Consider the following 17,501-nt stretch of genomic DNA (forward strand, 5'->3'; position numbering starts at 1 on the left):
GAGACTCCTTGCACAGAGGCGCGTACCTCCAGCCTACGGAGCCGCCCCACCCGGTGCCGCACGACGGGGCCACGCCCCGGCCGCACGGGCCCCCGGCCCCCGTACGCCCGGCCGGCGGTCAGCCCCCGTACGGCTCCGCGTGCGTCTCCGTGAACGCGTCCGCGTCCCACGTCCCGCCCAGGACCGGGGCCAGCCAGGTCCCCGCCGCTGCCCGGAAGTCCGCCGGGGGAAGGGACCCCGAGCCCTCCGGTACGGCTCCGAGCAGCGGCGCGCCCGCCGCCTCCGGAAGGTCGGCCAGGTTGCAGCGGGCCGCCAGGTCCGGGGCGGCCGGCCAGCTGCCGACCACCACGCCCAGCTGCCCGATCCCGCGCGCCCGCAGCGCCTCGCCCGTCAGCGTCGCCGAGTTGAGCGTCCCGAGCCCGGCCGGGGCCACCACCAGGACCGGCGCGCCGAGCAGCGCCGCCGCGTCCGCGAGCGTGCCGCCCTCCTCGTCGAAGCGGACGAGCAGCCCGCCCGCCCCCTCCACGAGGACCAGGTCGTGCTCGGCGGCCAGCTTCCGGGCGGCCTCGGCGACCTCCCGGGGCCCGACCGGCGCGAGCCCGGCCCGCCGGGCGGCCGTACCGGGGGCCAGCGGCTCCGGGAAGCGGCCCAGTTCGGCCGAGGCGGCGGCGCCCGAGAGCCGTACGACCTCGTCCGCGTCACCCCGCTCGTCCGGCCCGACGCCCGTCTGCGCCGGCTTCAGGACGGCGACCGACCGCCCGGCGGCGGTCGCGACGGCGGCGACGGCCGCGGTCACGACCGTCTTGCCGATCTCGGTCCCGGTGCCGCTGACGACGACGATTCCCACGGTCCGTTCACCCTTCCGTTCAGCCCGCCGCCGCGGCGGCCCGTACCGCCGCGCAGATCCGGGCCACGTCCTCGTCGCCGGTCACGTACGGCGGCATCGTGTAGATCAGGTCCCGGAACGGGCGCAGCCACACGCCCTCCCGGACCGCCGCGCGCGTCGCCGCCGCCATGTCGACCTCGTGGTCGAGCTGGACGACCCCGATCGCGCCGAGCACCCGCACGTCCCGGACGCCCGGCAGGGCGGCCGCCGGGGCGAGCCCCTCGCGCAGCCCGGCCTCGATCCGCTTGACCTCGACCTGCCAGTCCCGCGAGAGCAGCAGGTCGATCGAGGCCAGGGCCACCGCCGAGGCCAGCGGGTTCCCCATGAACGTCGGCCCGTGCGCCAGGACCGGCACCTCGCCCCGCGAGATCCCGTCGGCCACCCGGCCCGTGCAGAGCGTCGCGGCCATCGACAGGTAACCGCCCGTCAGCGCCTTGCCCATGCACATCACGTCGGGGGAGACCCCGGCCGCGTCGGCCGCGAACAGTGTGCCCGTGCGCCCGAACCCGGTCGCGATCTCGTCGAACACCAGCAGCACGCCGTGCTCGTCGCAGGCCTCCCGCAGCACCCGCAGATAGCCCGGGTCGTGGAAGCGCATCCCGCCCGCGCCCTGCACCACCGGCTCCACGACCACCGCGGCCAGCTCGTGCGCGTGCCGCCCGATCGAGGCCCGCAGCAGCTCGGCGTACGACTCCTCGTAGGCGGCCGGCGGGGCGTCCGTGAAGACCTGCGGCTGGAGGACCCCGGTCCACAGCTCGTGCATCCCGCCCTCGGGGTCGCACACCGACATCGGCTGCCAGGTGTCCCCGTGGTAGCCGCCGCGCCAGGTGAAGAGCCGCCGCTTCTCGGGGCGCCCGAGCGAACGCCAGTACTGCAGGCACATCTTGACCGCCACCTCGACGGAGACCGAGCCCGAGTCGCTGAGGAAGACGTGCCGCAGCGGCTCGGGGGTGATCTCCACGAGCCGGCTCGCGAGGCGGACGGCCGGCTCGTGGGTGAGCCCGCCGAACATGACGTGGCTCATCCGGTCGAGCTGGCCGCGCACCGCCTCGTTGAGGACGGGGTGGTTGTAGCCGTGGACCGCCGACCACCACGAGGACATGCCGTCGATCAACTCGGCCCGCCCCTCGGCGGGTTCGGCGAGCCGGAGGCGCACCCCGGACGCGGACGCGACGACCAGCGGCTCCGCGCGGCCCGGCATGGGGCCGTACGGGTGCCAGACGTGCGCCCGGTCCAGGGCGAGGAGCTCGTCGTTACGCATTCGGCGCGAGGTCCGTCCCGGCTCCCCGGCGGCGCACCGCCACCAGATCGGTCCGGGCCCCGCCCGGCGCGGCCTCGGCGGCCGGGGCCTCGGCGGGCTCCGGGACCGGGGCGTGTCCGCCGCAGGGACCGCAGCCGCCACCGGAGTGCGAGCCGCAGCCCGCACCGCCCCCGGCCGCACCGCCCTCGGCCGACGCGTGCGAACCGCAGCCCGCGCCGCCCTCCGCCGCGCCGCTCTCCGCCGGGGCGTGCGAACCGCAACCGCCGCCGGTCTGCGCGCCCGCGCCCGAACCGCAACCGCCGCCGGCCGCCGCGAGCGCGTCCGCGCGGTGCGCGGGCAGGGTGGGCGTGCCCGTGCCCTCCACCTCGAAGCCCGCGTCCGCGATCATGTCCAGGTCGGCCTGGCCGGCCTGGCCCTCACTGGTGAGGTAGTCGCCCAGGAAGATCGAGTTCGCGATGTGCAGCGCGAGCGGCTGCATCGAGCGCAGGTGCACCTCGCGGCCGCCGGCGATCCGCACCTCGACGTCGGGGCAGACGAAGCGGACCATCGCCAGGATCCGCAGACAGCGCTGCGGGGTCAGGTTCCACTCCTTGGCGAGCGGGGTGCCCTCGAACGGGATGAGGAAGTTGACCGGCACCGAGTCCGAGCCCAGCTCCCGCAGCGCGTACACGACGTCGACCAGGTCCTCGTCGGCCTCGCCCATGCCCGCGATCAGGCCCGAACAGGCCGACAGGCCCGCCGCGTGCGCCTTCTGCACGGTGTCCACCCGGTCGGCGTACGTGTGGGTCTTGGTGATCCCCCCGTACGTCGCCTCGGAGGTGTTCAGGTTGTGGTTGTACGCGTCGGCGCCGGCCTCCCGCAGCCGCTCCGCCTGGCCGTCCGAGAGCAGACCGAGGCAGGCGCACACCTCGACGCCCTCGTTCTCCTCCTTGATGGCCTCGATGGTCCTGCCGACCCGCTCCACGTCCCGGTCCGTCGGACCGCGCCCGCTCGCCACCAGGCACACCCGCTTGGCGCCGCCCGCGACGCCCGCCGCGGCGGCCCGGGACGCCTCGTCCGGCTTCAGCCAGGTGTACTTGAGGATCTCCGCCTTGGAGCCGAGCCGCTGCGAACAGTACGAGCAGTCCTCGGGGCACAGGCCGGACTTGAGGTTGACCAGGTAGTTGAGCTTCACCCGCCGCCCGAACCACTGACGGCGCACCTTGCCGGCCGCGGCCACCACATCGAGCAGTTCGTCGTCGGAGGTCGCCAGGACGGCGAGCGCTTCTTCACGGGTCGGCGGCTCGCGCCGCAGCCCCTTCTCCACCAGCGTGTTCAGCAGGTCCATAACCGCTGATCCTGGCCTACCGCCCGCCCCCGGGCCAAGGAGGATCCGAACAAACGGCGCCGTTCGGGGTGTGTGGATGACCACACCACGATCCCGTTCTCCTGCGGTTAGGGTCTGTGCGCTGCCTACAAAAGCCGCCGACCGGCCGACCGGCCGGCGAGGGCGCCGACGGAGGATCCCGCATGCCACAGGCCGACGACGCACAGGCCGCCGACGGACGGGCGGACGACACGCGGGCCGCCGACACGCGGGCCGACGACGCGCGGGCGGCCGCGGCTCCGCGCCGCACCGCCTTCGACTGGACCGACGCCGAGGCGCGCCGCCGGGCCGACGCCGGCCTCGTCCGCACGCTGCGGCCCCGGGCGGCCGAGTCGGACCTCCTCGACCTGGCGGGCAACGACTACCTGGGCCTCACCCGCAGGCCCGAGGTCACCGGGGCGGCGGCCGAGGCGGCCCGGCGCTGGGGGGCCGGCGCCACCGGCTCCCGGCTCGTCACCGGCACCACCCTGCTCCACACCGACCTGGAGCGCGAACTCGCCGCCTTCTGCGGCTTCGAGGCGGCCCTCGTCTTCTCCTCCGGCTACGCCGCCAACCTCGCCGTGCTCACCGCGCTCGGCGGCCGGGACTCCCTGATCGTCTCGGACGCCGCCAACCACGCCTCCCTGGTGGACGGCTGCCGCCTGGCGCGCGCCGAGACCGCCGTCGTCCCGCACGCCGACCCCGGGGCCGTACGGAAGACCCTGGAGGCGCACCCCGGGCGCCGGGCCCTCGTCGTCAGCGACTCCGTCTTCTCCGTCGACGGCGACCGGGCCCCGCTCGCGGAACTCGCCGCCGCCTGCCGCGCGCACGGCGCCGGGCTCGTCGTGGACGACGCCCACGGCTTCGGCGTCCTCGGCGACGGCGGCCGGGGCGCGTCGCACGGCGCCGGGCTCGCGGGCGACGAGGACGTGATCGCCACCCTGACCCTCTCCAAGTCCCTGGGCAGCCAGGGCGGTGCGGTCCTCGGCCCGGCCCGGGTGATCGAGCACCTGGTGAACGCCGCCCGCACCTTCATCTTCGACACCGGCCTCGCCCCGGCCGCCGTCGGCGGCGCCCTCGCGAGCCTGCGCCTGATCGCGGCCGAACCGGGGCTCGCCGGGCGGGTCCGCACCGTCGCCACCGGCCTGTACGAGCGGCTGACCGCGGCCGGTCTGACGGCGGCCCGGCCCGACGCGGCCGTGGTCTCGGTCCGCGCCCCCTCCCCGGAGGCGGCGCTGCGCTGGGCGGCGGACTGCCGGGAACAGGGCCTGGCGGTCGGCTGCTTCCGGCCCCCGTCCGTCCCCGACGGCGTCTCGCGCCTGCGCCTCACGGCACGCGCCGACCTGACGGACGCGCAGATCGACCGGGCCGTGGAGACGGTCCTGCGGACCGCGCCCGCCGTCTGACGTACGGGCCGGGGGCGTTCACACGTCGTACGGTTCACCGCTTCGGGCGACAGACGGGCCCTTCCCTGGTGGAACCCCGTACGGCGCGGCACCATCGGTGGGACTCTGACGCGCAGTGCGAGATCCGGGGCAGCGGCCCCGGCGGGAAAGGGACAGAGTTCGCCATGGCAGACCATCAGGAAGCATCCGTCACCCTGCCGAGCGAGCCCGCCTCGGTCCCCACCGCCCGGCGGTACGTCGCGGAGGTCCTCACCGACTGGGGCCTCGACGAGTTCTCCGACCAGGCGGACGCGGTCCGTCTGATCGTCTCGGAACTGGCCACCAACGCCGTCCTGCACACCTTCGGCCAGTCGCCCACCTTCACGGTGGACGTCCGCCTGGAGCGCGGCGAGCAGCTCCACGTCGGCGTCACGGACAGCCATCCGCGCCGCCCCCGCCGCCTCCCGGCGGCGGTCCAGCAGGACAACGGGCGCGGCATGGTCATCGTCCGCTCCCTGGCGGCGGAGTCCGGCGGCCGCCTCTCGGTGACCCCGACCGCGGACGGCGGCAAGACGGTCGGCATCGTCCTGCCGTGGAAGGCGGTCGCACCGGTGGGCTGTTAGGACCTGTCCGGCCGGGCTGCCGGGGGGCCTGTCCGGCGACCGGCATTCTTCAGGGCGGCGGTTCGGGTGCGGCGGCGCCACCGCACCCCCCCGGCGTCCTCCAGGGCGCCCGGTCAGCGCCCGGGCGGGGTCACCGGACGCGTCCGTAGTAGACCTTCGAGGACCAGATCTTGTCGAGCTTCACCCAGGAGCCCGTCTTGGGCGAGTGCCAGATCTTGCCGCTCCCGGCGTAGATGCCCACGTGGTAGACCTTCCCGCCGGAGTGGAAGAAGACCAGGTCCCCCTTCTGCCGGCTGCCGGCCGAGACGTGCCGGGTCTTGTTGTACTGCTGCTGCGCGGTGCGGGGCAGCGACTTGCCCGCCTTCTTGTACGCGTAGAGCGTCAGGCCCGAGCAGTCGAACCGGGAGGGGCCCGTGGCCCCGTAGCGGTACGGCGCCCCCTTCTTGGAGGCGGCGACGCTCAGCGCCTTGTTCGCGTGCGAGGTCACCGCCTGGGCCTCCGGTGCCGCGCCCGGCGCGAGCAGCGTGCCGCCGACGGCGGCGAGGGTGAGAGCCGAGACGGCTCCGGCCCGGGACAGCAGGGACGGGACGTGCATCTGCGCAGTCATGCGCAACCCTTCGTCAGCCGCCTGTGAAGGATGACCTGTCGGGTTCGGGCAGGCGAAGATGCCCGGCCGCGGCTGCGGCTTCACCCCAAGGGCCGACCCCGCTGCGGAAACAGCGCGTACGGCCCGTACTGCTCGGGTCCTCCACTCCTGCCGATCCAATCCTGTCGACCAGACGTCCGGGACGGCGGCAGGACTCGGCGTCCGCCCGGACCGCCCCGCCTCGGATGGCGGGGGCTTGTCGTCGGCAGGGATCTTGCCCCACAGCTTGGTCGAAATCCGAGTGGAAACAGCGATATGTGAGAGTCCTCACGACTGATCCATTCGGGTGGACAGGATGCTTTCGTGATCGTCGGAGGTTTCGCCGACGGGCCCCGCACCAGCAAAGGAACGCCCGATTCGGCCAGATGTGTGCACCCGGTGCGCAACTCGCCCGAGCCATAAGTCGACTCGTCGACTCAACCGAACGGACGAGTGCTTCCGGCGCGGCTGTCGGCCGTCCGGCCCTCGACACGACATGCCGGAATGTCAACTCCGTCAGGTCCGGGGGAGCGTGACCCGGTCGGCCCGCCGCTCCCCGTCCAACACCCGCAGGGCGCGCGTCAGGGTGTCCGCGTGGACCTCGCTCTCGCCCCGCGCGTGCATGAGCGCCAGGGCCTCGCGCAGCTCCTCCGCGCGCCCCACCAGGGCCTGAGCCGCCCTCAGGGCCCCATAGGTATGCGTACTTCTGGATGGATTGATCTTCCCCAGGAGGTCGACGGCCGCGAGGTACGCGTCGATCAGCTCGCCCTCGGCCCGCGTCAGGGCCGGCAGCGGCGGCAGTTCGGGAACCACGGCCCGCTCACCGCGCCGCGCCGCCGGCCGCGGCGCGCCGGCTCGTGATCACGTGGTCCACCAGCCCGTACTCGACCGCGGCCGGGGCGTCCAGGACCGTGAGGCGGTCGAGGTCGGCTTCGACCCGCTCGCCGCTCCGTCCGGTGTGCTCGGCGAGCAGTCCGGTCACCAGGGCGCGCCGGCGGAGCAGTTCGCGGGCCTGGATGTCCGGGTCGCTCGTCCGGCCCCGCGACGGCTCTTCCGCGGCGGGCCGCCGGAGCGTGACCCGGGCGCCGAGGAGGACGATCCGGGACTCCGGCGGCTTCGCGTACGGATCGAGGGTCCGGGTCCCGAAGCCCGTCCGCTCCGTGGACTCGGGCGGGACGTGTCGAGCGTCCATGACGGGTGCCTCCCTCTGTAAAAAATGTACAGGACGTACAGGCCGTAAGATGAGGAGCATGACCTACGAGATCCCGGTGACGCAAGCGCGAGCCGAGCTCGCGGACCTCATCAACCGCGTCGTGTACGGCGGTGAACGCGTCGTCGTCACCCGCCACGGCAAGCCCCTCGTCGCCCTGGTGTCCGCCGCCGACCTGGAGGAACTCGAAGCGGCGGCGCGGCCGGAGGAGGAGCGGGTGGTCCGATCGGTCTCCGGCTTCCGCTCCGCCGACTCCGTTCCCGGCGAACAGGGGCACTTCGGCCTCGCCGCCCGCCACCGCGAGCCCGGCGCCCCGTAGGGCCTCGCCGGGGCGTCAGCGATCGGATGATCATGAGAACGCAAAGCCGGAGTTAACGAGCCGGAAAAACTTCCGCCCTAACGTGCAATGTCTCGCCGCGGGCCGCATCCAGGCAGTTCAACAGAGTGTTGACGGTCGGTAGGGTCCGCAGCTGTCCGGGTGCCGTCCCGGTCGACGACTGTGAGGTGGAAGAGTGCAACTGAGCCCGCACGAGCAGGAACGCCTGCTCATCCATGTGGCGGCGGACGTGGCCGAGAAGCGCCGGGCCCGGGGCGTACGGCTCAACCACCCCGAGGCCGTCGCCCTCCTGACCTCCCACATCCTGGAGGGCGCCCGCGACGGCCGGACCGTCGCCGAGCTGATGGCCTCCGGCCGCAAGGTGCTCACCCGCGACGACGTCATGGACGGCATCCCCGAGATGATCCACGACGTCCAGGTCGAGGCCACCTTCCCGGACGGCACCAAGCTCGTCACCGTCCACGACCCCATCGTCTGAGCGGGCGCCGCGGATGATCCCCGGAGAGATCTTTTACGCGGACGGTCCCGTCGCCCTCAACGAGGGGCGCCCCGTCACCCGCCTCACCGTGCTCAACGCCGCCGACCGGCCCGTCCAGGTCGGCTCCCACTACCACTTCGCCGAGGTCAACCCCGGCCTGGAGTTCGACCGCGCCGCCGCGCACGGGCGGCGGCTGCACATCGCCGCCGGAACCGCCGTCCGCTTCGAGCCCGGCATCCCCGTCGAGGTCGAACTCGTCCCGATCGCCGGCCGCCGGATCGTGCCCGGACTGCGCGGCGAGACCGCCGGCCCGCTCGACGCGCGGACCGCCGGCCCGCTCGACGCCGAGACCGCCCCGAGCACCGACGCGACCCCCGCCGGGGCGAACGGAGACCCCCGTGCCTGAGCTGCACCGCGCCGTATACGCCGACCTGTTCGGACCCACCACCGGCGACCGGATCCGCCTCGCCGACACCGACCTCCTCGTGGAGATCGAGGAGGACCGCTCCGGCGGCCCCGGACGCGCCGGCGAGGAGGCCGTCTTCGGCGGCGGCAAGGTCGTCCGCGAGTCCATGGGGCAGGCCCGCACCACCCGCGCCGAGGGCGCCCCCGACACCGTGATCACCGGCGCCGTGGTCATCGACCACTGGGGGATCGTCAAGGCCGACATCGGCATCCGGGACGGACGGATCACCGCCCTCGGCAAGGCCGGCAACCCCGACACCATGGACGGCGTCCACCCCGGCCTCGTGATCGGCCCCGAGACCGAGATCGTCGTCGGCAACGGGCGGATCGTCACCGCCGGAGCCGTCGACGCCCACGTCCACTTCATCTCGCCGACCGTCGTCGAACAGGCCCTCGCCACCGGCGTCACCACCCTCGTCGGCGGCGGCACCGGACCCGCCGAGGGCACCAAGGCGACCACCGTCACCCCCGGCCCCTGGCACCTGGCCCGGATGTTCGAGGCGCTCGACACCTTCCCCGTCAACATCGGCCTCCTCGGCAAGGGCAACACCATGTCCCGCGAGGCCATGCACTCCCAACTGCGCGGCGGGGCCCTCGGGTTCAAGATCCACGAGGACTGGGGCGCCACCCCGGCCGTCATCGACGCCTGCCTGACCGTGTGCGAGGAGACGGGCGCCCAGCTCGCCATCCACACCGACACCCTGAACGAGGCCGGCTTCGTCGGCGACACCCTCGCCGCCATCGCCGGCCGCACCGTCCACGCGTACCACACCGAGGGCGCGGGCGGCGGGCACGCCCCCGACATCATCACGGTCGTCTCCGAGCCGTACGTCCTGCCCAGCTCCACCAACCCGACCCGGCCGCACACCGTCAACACCATCGAGGAACACCTCGACATGCTGATGGTCTGCCACCACCTCAACCCGGCCGTCCCCGAGGACCTCGCCTTCGCGGAGTCCCGCATCCGGCCCTCCACCATCGCCGCCGAGGACGTCCTGCACGACCTCGGCGCCCTCTCGATCATCTCCTCCGACTCCCAGGCCATGGGCCGGATCGGCGAGGTCGTCATGCGGACCTGGCAGACCGCCCACGTCATGAAGAAGCGGCGCGGCGCCCTGCCCGGCGACGGCCGCGCCGACAACCACCGGGCGCGCCGCTACGTCGCCAAGTACACGATCAACCCGGCCGTCGCTCAGGGCATGGACCACCTCATCGGCTCCGTCGAGCCCGGGAAGCTCGCCGACCTGGTGCTCTGGGAGCCCGCCTTCTTCGGCGTGAAGCCGCTCCTCGTCATGAAGGGCGGCCAGATCGCCCACGCGCAGATGGGCGACGCCAACGCCTCCATCCCCACGCCCCAGCCGATCCTGCCCCGGCCGATGTTCGGCGCGCTCGGCAAGGCCGCCGCGGCCGGCTCGTTCAACTTCGTCGCGGAGGCGGCGATCGAGGACGACCTTCCGCAACGCCTGGGCGTGCAAAAGGAGTTCACCGCCATCGGGAACACCCGGCGTGTCACCAAGGCCGACATGCGCGAGAACGACGCGCTGCCCCGGGTCGAGGTCGACGCGGACACGTTCACGGTGACCATCGACGGCGAGGCGGTCGAGCCCGCTCCCGCCGCCGAACTGCCCATGGCCCAGCGCTACTTCCTCTTCTGATGGGGACGCGAACGGAGATGCGGGCGGGGACGCGCTCGGCCCTGCTCGTGCTCGCCGACGGGCGGTTCCCCGCCGGCGGACACGCCCACTCCGGAGGCGCCGAGGCCGCGGTCAAGGCCGGCCGGATCAAGGACGCCGACGACCTGGAGGCCTTCTGCCGGGGGCGCCTGCACACCACGGGCCTCACCTCCGCCGGACTCGCCGCCGGAGCCGCGCACGGGCTCGACCCGTACGCGCTCGACGCGGCGGCCGACGCCCGCACCCCCTCGCCCGCCCTGCGCGCCGCCGCCCGCAGGCTCGGCCGCCAGATGATGCGGGCCGCCCGCGCCGCCTGGCCCGACCCCGGACTCGACGCGCTCGCGGCCGCCTTCCCGCGCGGCGCCCACCAGCCCGTCGTCCTCGGCGCCGCCGCCCGGGCCGCCGGACTCGGCCCCGAGGACGCGGCGCACTGCGTGGCGTACGAGACGGTCGGCGGTCCCGCGACCGCGGTGGTGCGCCTCCTCGGCCTCGATCCCTACCGGGCCACCGCCGTCCTCGCCCGCCTCGCCCCCGACATGGACCGGGTCGCCGAGCGGGCGGCGGCCGCCGCCCGGGACGGGGTGGACGCCCTGCCGGCCGCCTCCGCGCCCCTGCTCGACCTCACCGCCGAACAGCACGCGTCCTGGCCGGTCCGCCTCTTCGCGTCCTGACGCCCCGGCACCCCGTCCCTTTCCGTGACACACGACCACCCCGGAGCCGCCCCGTGCACCTCGACCACGCCCACGCCCACCACGGCGCCGTCTCCGCCGACGCCCACCGCCCCGACGGCACCCGCCGCGCCCTGCGCGTCGGGCTCGGCGGGCCGGTCGGCTCCGGCAAGACCGCCACCGTCGCCGCCCTCTGCCGCGCCCTGCGCGACACCCTCTCCCTCGCCGTCGTCACCAACGACATCTACACCCGCGAGGACGCAGAGTTCCTGCTCCGCGAGGCCGTCCTGCCGCCCGAGCGCATCCGCGCCGTGGAGACCGGCGCCTGCCCGCACACCGCCATCCGCGACGACATCTCCGCCAACCTCGAAGCCGTCGAGGAGCTGGAGGACGCCGTCGGGCCGCTCGACCTCATCCTCGTTGAGTCCGGCGGCGACAACCTCACCGCCACCTTCTCCAAGGGCCTCGTCGACGCCCAGGTCTTCGTCATCGACGTCGCCGGCGGCGACGACATCCCCCGCAAGGGCGGCCCCGGCGTCACCACCGCCGACCTCCTCGTCGTCAACAAGACCGACCTCGCCCCGTACGTCGGCTCCGACCTGGAGCGGATGGCCCGCGACGCCGAGGAGCAGCGCGGCGAGCTGCCCGTCCTCTTCACCTCCCTGCGCTCGGCGGAGGGCGTCGGCCCCGTCGCCGACTGGGTCCGGGCGCGGCTCGCGGCGTGGACCGCGTGAGCCTGCGCGCCACCGCCCGGATCGCCGCCGACGCCGACGGAGGGCTGCCGCTCCTGGTGAGCGACGGCCCGCTCGCCCTGCGCCGCACCCGGGCGGCGGAGCCGTACACCCGGGTCACCGTCGTCGGGGCGATGAGCGCCCCGCTCGGCGGCGACCGGCTCGCGATCGAGACGGCGGTACGGGCCGGGGCCCGGCTCCTGGTCGACTCGGCCGCCGCCACCCTCGCCCTGCCGGGCCGGAGCCCCGGGCCCGCCGCGTACGACGTCCGGATCGACGTCGAGGACGACGGCGTGCTCCGCTGGCTGCCCGAGCAGGTGGTCTCCGTCGAGGGCTCGCACCTGCGGATGCGGACCACCGTCGAACTCGCCCCCACCGCCCGGCTCGTGCTGCGCGAGGAGCAGGTCCTCGGGCGGCACGGCGAACCTCCCGGCACCCTCGCCACCCGCCTCACCGTCCGCCGCTCCGGGCGCCCCCTGCTCGACCAGGAGCTGTCCTTCGGCCCCGGCGCCCCCGGCGGCTGGGACGGCGGCGCGGTCCTCGGCGGCCACCGGGCCACCGGGCAACTCCTCGTCGTCGACCCGGCGTTCGAGGAGAAGCCGGTGGAGACCCGGCTGCTCGGGGAGCACGCGGTGATCGCCCCGCTCGCGGGTCCCGCCGCCCTCGTCACCGCCGTGGCCCCGGACGCCCTGGCCCTGCGCCGCCTCCTCGACACCGCCCTGGACGCGCTCGCCCCGTTCTGACCCCTGCCCGGCGGCCGGATCCGCGGTCACCGCTCAGCGGTACACCGCTCTCCGGTTATTGGTTCGGCAAAGAAACACGTGTTCTCCCTTTCCTCCCGGGCCTCCCTGGCGAAAAGATCCCCTGGACCACCAACACCCGGCGCCACCACGGGAAACGGCGCCCCACCGGGGGAGGACACATGAGACGCACGACAGTGCTCGGCTCGGCCGGCACGCTGATAGCGGGCACGCTCGTCGCGGGCGCGCTCGCGGCTCCGGCGGCGAACGCCGAGAGCAACCGGCACCATAAGGACGCCGAGGCGATCGGCGTCGCCGTGGCCGCGGCCCGGGCCGCGGCCACGGGCATCGACTGGCAGGACTGTCCGGCCGACTGGGGCCTGGAGAAGCCGATCCAGTGCGGCTGGGTCACCGTCCCCGTCGACTACGCCAAGCCGAACGGCAAGAAGATCAAGCTCGCCGTGGACCGGATCGACTCCACCGGCACCCCCGCCGAGCGCCAGGGCGCCCTGCTCTACAACCCCGGCGGCCCCGGCGCCTCCGGCCTGCGCTTCCCGCGCCGCGTCACCACCAAGAACGCCATCTGGGCCGGCGCCGCCAAGGCCTACGACCTCGTCGGCTTCGACCCGCGCGGCGTCGGCCACTCGGCCCCCATCTCCTGCGTCGACCCGACCGAGTTCGTCAAGGGCCCCAAGGCCGACCCGGTCCCCGACAGCGAGGCCGACAAGCGCGCCCAGCGCAAGCTCGCCGCCGAGTACGCCGACGGCTGCGCCGAGAAGAGCGGCGCCATGCTGCCCTTCATGACCACGCCCAACAGCGCCCGCGACCTCGACGTCATCCGCGCCGCCCTCGGCGAGAAGAAGCTCAACTTCGTCGGCGTCTCCTACGGCACCTACCTCGGCGCGGTCTACGGGACCCTCTTCCCGACCCACGTCCGCCGCATGGTCCTCGACAGCGTCGTCAACCCCTCCCGGGACAAGATCTGGTACGAGGCCAACCTCGACCAGGACATCGCCTTCGAGGGCCGCCTCAAGGACTGGATGACCTGGGTCGCCCGCAACGACGCCACGTACCACCTCGGCGACAGCTACACCGAGGTCCGCAAGCAGTGGGACGTCCTGCGCGCCGCCGCCAAGAAGAACCCCCTCGGCGGCAAGGTCGGACCGGCCGAACTCATCGGCTTCTTCCAGAACGCGCCCTACTACGACTCCATGTGGGCCCCGGTCGCGGAGGCCTGGAGCGCCTACGCCGCCGGTGACCCGCAGCCGCTGATCGACTCGGCCGCCGCCGACCTCACCGACACGGCCGGCAACATCTCCTCGGAGAACGGCAACGCCGTCTACACCGCCGTCGAGTGCGCCGACGCCCCCTGGCCGACCAGCTGGAAGAAGTGGGACCGGGACAACACCCGCCTCCACCAGAAGTACCCGTTCATGACCTGGTCCAACGCCTGGATGAACCTGCCCTGCGCCACCTGGGCGGCTCCGCGGCAGCGGCCGGTCGAGGTGAAGACCCACCGGGGCCTGCCGCCGGTGCTCATCACCCAGTCCGAGCGCGACGCCGCCACCCCGTACGACGGCGCCGTCGAGCTGCGCAAGCGCTTCAAGGGCTCGCGCCTGATCACGGAGCGGGACGCCGGCTCGCACGGCATCACCAACCTGGTCAACCCGTGCCTCAACACCAAGGTCGAGGCCTACCTGCTGACCGGGAAGCTGGACGCCAGGGACCAGACCTGCGCCCCGCACGCCACCCCGCAGCCGTAACGGCACGGGCACGGCGCTGAGAGGGGGCGGACCGTCCGACGGTCCGCCCCCTCCCGCCTCACTGTCCCGTCGTCACCCGCGCGCCGCGAGCCACGCGTCCTCCGCCGCGTAGTCGAACCAGTCCACCCCGTACTTCGCGAGGTTCGGGAACGCCTCCCGCCACTCCCGTCCCCGCACCCGTCCGGCCAGCCACTCCACCGTCTCCGGCAGCGAGTCGGCGTACGACACCACCGGCCGGTAGCCCAGCTCCCGCTCCGCCGCCGCCATGTCGTAGACGACCGGGTGCTCCGAGGTCCACGGCGTGAGCCCCACCAGCCCCCCGGGGCCCTCCGGCGCCCTCTCGATCAGCACCCGCTCGCTCTCCACCCCCAGGACCGCGTCGACCGCGGCCCCGATCTCCGCCACCGTCGGCGCCTGCGGATCCGCGCCGTTGAGCACCCGGCTCCCCGGCCTCGCCGCCGCGAGCCGGACCAGCTCCGCGAGGTTGTCCACGTGCGCCGGGTGGAACCGCGACCTCCCGCCGTACGCGAGGACCCGCACCGGCCGCCCGTCGAGCGCCCGCTTCACGAACCACAGCTCGCGCGGCCCCGGGCAGTGCGGCCCGTGGATCGCGCCCGCCCGCAGCAGCGTCGTCGGCAGCGCCCCGCCCGCCGCGAGGAGTTCCCGCTCCAGGGCGATCTTCCGCGTCCCGTACGTGGCGTCGCCCGGCGCGACCGTCGGCCACTCCTCCGGGATCGGCACCGGATAGGCCGGGAAGCCGTCCGGCTCGTCCTGGGTGTCGAAGCTGCGCCCCCGGTCGTCCTCGTAGACCGCGCCGCTCGACACCACCACCGCCGAACCGACCCGGTCGGCGAGCCCCGTCAACTGCCGGGCGTGGCCCCGGTCGTACGCGACGATGTCCACGAGCACGTCGCAGCCGTCGCCGATCCCCGCCGCGAGCGCCCCCTCCTCGTTCCGGTCGAGCCGCACCGACCGGACCTCCTCCGGCCACCTGTCGTCCCTGCCGCCGCCCCGCGAGGCGGCCGTCACCTCCCAGCCGTCCGCGGCGAGGGCCCGCACGGCCGCCCGCCCCACCTGTCCCGACGCTCCCAGCACGAACGCGTGTCCCTTGGTCATGCACCGGACGCTACGGCCACCCGGTGCGCGGGCCCAGGGGATTGCGCCGTGCGCGGATCCGCTCTCAGCTTTCCCCGCCGGGGAACTTCCGCGCCTCCCCGTCCGGCGTCCCGCCGGGCTTCCCGTCCCCGGCCTCCGCGGCCTTCACCACCGCCGCGTACTCGTCCACGTACTCCTGTCCCGACAGGCGCAGGATCTCGTACATGATCTCGTCCGTGACCGCGCGGACCACCGCCCTCTCGCCCTCCTGCCCGGCGAACCGGGAGAAGTCCATCGGCTCCCCGAACCGGATGGTGACCCGGCGGATCCGCGGCACGACCCGCCCCGGCGGCTGGATCTCGAAGGTCCCCACCATCGCGCAGGGCACCACCGGCACCCCGGCCCGCAGCGCCATCACCGCCACGCCCACCTTGCCCTTGTAGAGCCGCCCGTCGTGCGAACGGGTCCCCTCGGGATAGATGCCGAGCAACTCGCCCCGGTCGAGGACGCACAGGCCCTCGCGGATCGCCGCCTGCCCGGCCTCCTTGCCCGAGCGGTCCACCGGGATCTGCCCGGCGGCCCGGAAGAAGGCGGCCGTCAGGCGTCCCTTGAGGCCCGGCCCCGTGAAGTACTCCTGCTTCGCCAGGAAGGTGATCCGCCGCTCCAGGACGGCCGGCATCAGGAAGTGGTCGGAGAAGGAGAGGTGGTTGCCCGCCACGATCGCGGCCCCCTCCGCCGGGACGTGTTCGAGGCCCTCGATCCGCGGCCGGAACAGCAGCTTGAGCAGCGGCCCGAGGAGCACGTACTTCATCAACTGGTAGAACACTCGAGACCCCGTTCGCCCGTGCGACAGTCTCTCTGTCATCCGTTCGTCTTCCCGCCACGCCCGTTGTATCCGCACGCGGGCCCGTGGTCCACTGGTGGGGGAGCGTCACCATGACGAACGGGCACGGAACGAACGGAACGAGACGCCCCGGCCGGATCATCACCGCGCTCCTCTGCGCGCTGACGGCGGCCGGGCTCCACGGCTGCTCCGGCACGGCCGCCCCGGACCCGCCCTCCGGCACCACGGCGCCCGCCGGCCGCTCGCCCTTCACGGGCCTCCCCGCCGCACCCGCCCCCGTCCTCGCCGTCAAGATCGACAACGTGGCGGCGGCCCGTCCCCACACCGGGCTCGGCGCGGCCGACCTCGTCTACGTCGAACAGGTCGAGGGTGGCGCCACCCGGCTCCTGGCCGTCTACTCCTCCCGCCTCCCCGAGCGCGTCGGACCCGTCCGCAGCGCCCGCGAGTCCGACATCGCCCTGCTCGCCGCCTTCGGCCGGCCCGCCCTCGCCTACTCCGGGGCGCAGTCCGCCCTGAACCCGCTGCTGCGGGCCGCGCCGCTGTACCCCGTCACCGAGAGCACCGCGCCCGCCGCCTTCCTGCGCTCCCCGGACCGGGCCGCCCCGCACAACCTCTACCTGCGCCCCGCCCGCGCCCTCGCCGCCGCCCCGGACGCCGGGGACGCCCGCGCCATCGGCTTCCGCTTCGGGGCCGCCCCGCCGGACGGCACCCCGACCACCACCTCGACCGTCCGCTACCCGGCGGCCCGCTACGCCTTCACCTGGTCCGCCGCCGACCGCGCCTGGCGGGTCGCCATGGACGGCCGCGAGGCCCGCGCCACCGACACCGGGCCGCTCACCCCGGAGACGGTCGTCGTCCAGCGCGTCACCGTCCGCCCCTCCGACTTCCACGACCGGACCGGCACGGTCTCCCCGTACACCGAGACCGTCGGCGAGGGCACCGCGCTCGTCCTGCGCGACGGACGCGCCCACGAGGCCCGCTGGTCCCGGCCCTCCACCGCGTCCGGCACGTCCTTCACCACCCCGGACGGCGCGCCCCTGGCCTTCGCCCCGGGGCAGGTCTGGATCGTCCTCGCGCCGCGCTGAGGGGGCGTACGAAAAGGGTCAGAGGCCCGTGGGACCCATCGGGCCCATGGGGCCGGGGCGCTCCGGCGGGCGCCGGCGCGGACCGGCGGCGGACGCCCCGCTCTCCGAGGCGGCGACCCCGATCGTCACCACGATCAGCACCATCAGACCGAACCAGAGCCAGCCGCTGCTGCCGAGCGCCACCGTGTACGCCGTCGTGAGCAGCAGCGCGGCGCAGGTGAGCACCGTCATCGTCTTCGTGGGACCGGACATCGGTCCGCCTCCTCCCGACCGGGGCGACCGGGGCC

The 17,501-nt window shown here is 74.4% G+C and carries 20 protein-coding genes and 1 riboswitch; of the genes, 11 read left to right on the forward strand and 9 right to left on the reverse strand.

Annotated features, from left to right (window positions below; genetic code table 11):
- Positions 1–118: 118 nt before the first annotated feature.
- The 3 genes from bioD to bioB are packed head-to-tail and all read right to left on the reverse strand — an operon-like array spanning position 119 to position 3,474.
- Positions 119–847, reverse strand: coding sequence for a dethiobiotin synthase (gene bioD, locus ACIP5O_RS11645; RefSeq protein WP_401291542.1), 729 nt, complete (start codon positions 845–847; stop codon positions 119–121).
- A gap of 19 nt (positions 848–866) precedes the next feature.
- Positions 867–2,147 carry an adenosylmethionine--8-amino-7-oxononanoate transaminase gene (locus ACIP5O_RS11650; protein ID WP_401291545.1) on the reverse strand — a complete coding sequence of 427 codons (1,281 nt, stop codon included), beginning with the start codon at positions 2,145–2,147 and terminating at the stop codon, positions 867–869.
- Entirely contained in the window at positions 2,140–3,474 is a 1,335-nt protein-coding gene (gene bioB, locus ACIP5O_RS11655) for a biotin synthase BioB (protein WP_401291548.1), read from the reverse strand. Before bioB ends, ACIP5O_RS11650 begins: the two co-directional genes overlap by 8 nt.
- 182 nt (positions 3,475–3,656) lie before the next feature.
- Here bioB and ACIP5O_RS11660 point away from each other — a divergent pair, with 182 nt between their 5' ends.
- Together ACIP5O_RS11660 and ACIP5O_RS11665 are read left to right on the forward strand one after the other, a co-directional pair.
- A complete protein-coding gene (locus ACIP5O_RS11660) occupies positions 3,657–4,898 on the forward strand; it encodes an 8-amino-7-oxononanoate synthase (RefSeq protein ID WP_401291551.1) in 1,242 nt (413 codons plus the stop codon).
- A 164-nt stretch (positions 4,899–5,062) separates the two neighbouring features.
- On the forward strand, positions 5,063–5,500 hold the full coding sequence (locus ACIP5O_RS11665; RefSeq protein ID WP_401291554.1) for an ATP-binding protein: 438 nt from the start codon (positions 5,063–5,065) through the stop codon (positions 5,498–5,500).
- A gap of 130 nt (positions 5,501–5,630) precedes the next feature.
- On the opposite strand, the gene ACIP5O_RS11670 is transcribed toward ACIP5O_RS11665, so the two are convergent.
- From ACIP5O_RS11670 to ACIP5O_RS11680, 3 genes are all read right to left on the reverse strand, one after another.
- Positions 5,631–6,107, reverse strand: coding sequence for a C40 family peptidase (locus ACIP5O_RS11670; protein WP_401291557.1), 477 nt, complete (start codon positions 6,105–6,107; stop codon positions 5,631–5,633).
- A gap of 3 nt (positions 6,108–6,110) precedes the next feature.
- A riboswitch (cyclic di-AMP (ydaO/yuaA leader) is annotated at positions 6,111–6,317 on the reverse strand.
- A 324-nt stretch (positions 6,318–6,641) separates the two neighbouring features.
- Positions 6,642–6,938, reverse strand: coding sequence for a hypothetical protein (locus ACIP5O_RS11675; RefSeq protein WP_401291560.1), 297 nt, complete (start codon positions 6,936–6,938; stop codon positions 6,642–6,644).
- A 7-nt stretch (positions 6,939–6,945) separates the two neighbouring features.
- Complete coding sequence (locus tag ACIP5O_RS11680; RefSeq protein ID WP_401291563.1) at positions 6,946–7,317, reverse strand: ATP-dependent Clp protease proteolytic subunit; 372 nt, start codon at positions 7,315–7,317, stop codon at positions 6,946–6,948.
- A 58-nt stretch (positions 7,318–7,375) separates the two neighbouring features.
- Here ACIP5O_RS11680 and ACIP5O_RS11685 point away from each other — a divergent pair, with 58 nt between their 5' ends.
- The 8 genes from ACIP5O_RS11685 (at position 7,376) to ACIP5O_RS11720 (ending at position 14,190) form a co-directional block, all read left to right on the forward strand.
- Positions 7,376–7,654 carry a type II toxin-antitoxin system Phd/YefM family antitoxin gene (locus tag ACIP5O_RS11685; RefSeq protein ID WP_401291566.1) on the forward strand — a complete coding sequence of 93 codons (279 nt, stop codon included), beginning with the start codon at positions 7,376–7,378 and terminating at the stop codon, positions 7,652–7,654.
- Positions 7,655–7,847: 193 nt separating this feature from the next.
- A complete protein-coding gene (locus ACIP5O_RS11690) occupies positions 7,848–8,150 on the forward strand; it encodes an urease subunit gamma (RefSeq protein ID WP_356545066.1) in 303 nt (100 codons plus the stop codon).
- Positions 8,151–8,163: 13 nt separating this feature from the next.
- Positions 8,164–8,556 carry an urease subunit beta gene (locus ACIP5O_RS11695; RefSeq protein ID WP_401291570.1) on the forward strand — a complete coding sequence of 131 codons (393 nt, stop codon included), beginning with the start codon at positions 8,164–8,166 and terminating at the stop codon, positions 8,554–8,556.
- Positions 8,549–10,270: an urease subunit alpha gene (locus tag ACIP5O_RS11700; RefSeq protein WP_401291573.1), complete on the forward strand. Its 1,722-nt coding sequence runs from the start codon at positions 8,549–8,551 to the stop codon at positions 10,268–10,270. The genes ACIP5O_RS11695 and ACIP5O_RS11700 overlap by 8 nt, the downstream gene beginning before the upstream one ends.
- Positions 10,270–10,959 (forward strand): urease accessory protein UreF, encoded by a 690-nt coding sequence (locus ACIP5O_RS11705; RefSeq protein ID WP_401291576.1) that lies wholly within the window; start codon positions 10,270–10,272, stop codon positions 10,957–10,959. The genes ACIP5O_RS11700 and ACIP5O_RS11705 overlap by 1 nt, the downstream gene beginning before the upstream one ends.
- Before the next feature lie 53 nt (positions 10,960–11,012).
- On the forward strand, positions 11,013–11,690 hold the full coding sequence (ureG, locus tag ACIP5O_RS11710) for an urease accessory protein UreG (RefSeq protein WP_356545070.1): 678 nt from the start codon (positions 11,013–11,015) through the stop codon (positions 11,688–11,690).
- On the forward strand, positions 11,687–12,430 hold the full coding sequence (locus ACIP5O_RS11715) for an urease accessory protein UreD (protein WP_401291955.1): 744 nt from the start codon (positions 11,687–11,689) through the stop codon (positions 12,428–12,430). The genes ureG and ACIP5O_RS11715 overlap by 4 nt, the downstream gene beginning before the upstream one ends.
- 179 nt (positions 12,431–12,609) lie before the next feature.
- Positions 12,610–14,190, forward strand: coding sequence for an alpha/beta hydrolase (locus ACIP5O_RS11720; protein ID WP_401291579.1), 1,581 nt, complete (start codon positions 12,610–12,612; stop codon positions 14,188–14,190).
- A gap of 72 nt (positions 14,191–14,262) precedes the next feature.
- Here the strand turns inward: ACIP5O_RS11720 and ACIP5O_RS11725 are convergent, their stop codons facing one another.
- The gene (locus tag ACIP5O_RS11725; protein ID WP_401291582.1) at positions 14,263–15,306 is read right to left on the reverse strand and encodes an NAD-dependent epimerase/dehydratase family protein; all 1,044 of its coding nucleotides are present in this window, start codon (positions 15,304–15,306) and stop codon (positions 14,263–14,265) included.
- 64 nt (positions 15,307–15,370) lie between these two features.
- Positions 15,371–16,111: a lysophospholipid acyltransferase family protein gene (locus ACIP5O_RS11730; protein ID WP_401291585.1), complete on the reverse strand. Its 741-nt coding sequence runs from the start codon at positions 16,109–16,111 to the stop codon at positions 15,371–15,373.
- Positions 16,112–16,221: 110 nt separating this feature from the next.
- Here ACIP5O_RS11730 and ACIP5O_RS11735 point away from each other — a divergent pair, with 110 nt between their 5' ends.
- On the forward strand, positions 16,222–17,214 hold the full coding sequence (locus ACIP5O_RS11735; protein WP_401291588.1) for a DUF3048 domain-containing protein: 993 nt from the start codon (positions 16,222–16,224) through the stop codon (positions 17,212–17,214).
- Between the two features lie 18 nt (positions 17,215–17,232).
- On the opposite strand, the gene ACIP5O_RS11740 is transcribed toward ACIP5O_RS11735, so the two are convergent.
- Positions 17,233–17,466, reverse strand: coding sequence for a hypothetical protein (locus ACIP5O_RS11740; protein WP_401291591.1), 234 nt, complete (start codon positions 17,464–17,466; stop codon positions 17,233–17,235).
- Positions 17,467–17,501 lie beyond the last annotated feature (35 nt).

The sequence above is a fragment of the Streptomyces sp. NPDC088915 genome (genome assembly GCF_044749825.1).
In the GTDB taxonomy this organism is placed as follows: Bacteria; Actinomycetota; Actinomycetes; order Streptomycetales; family Streptomycetaceae; genus Streptomyces.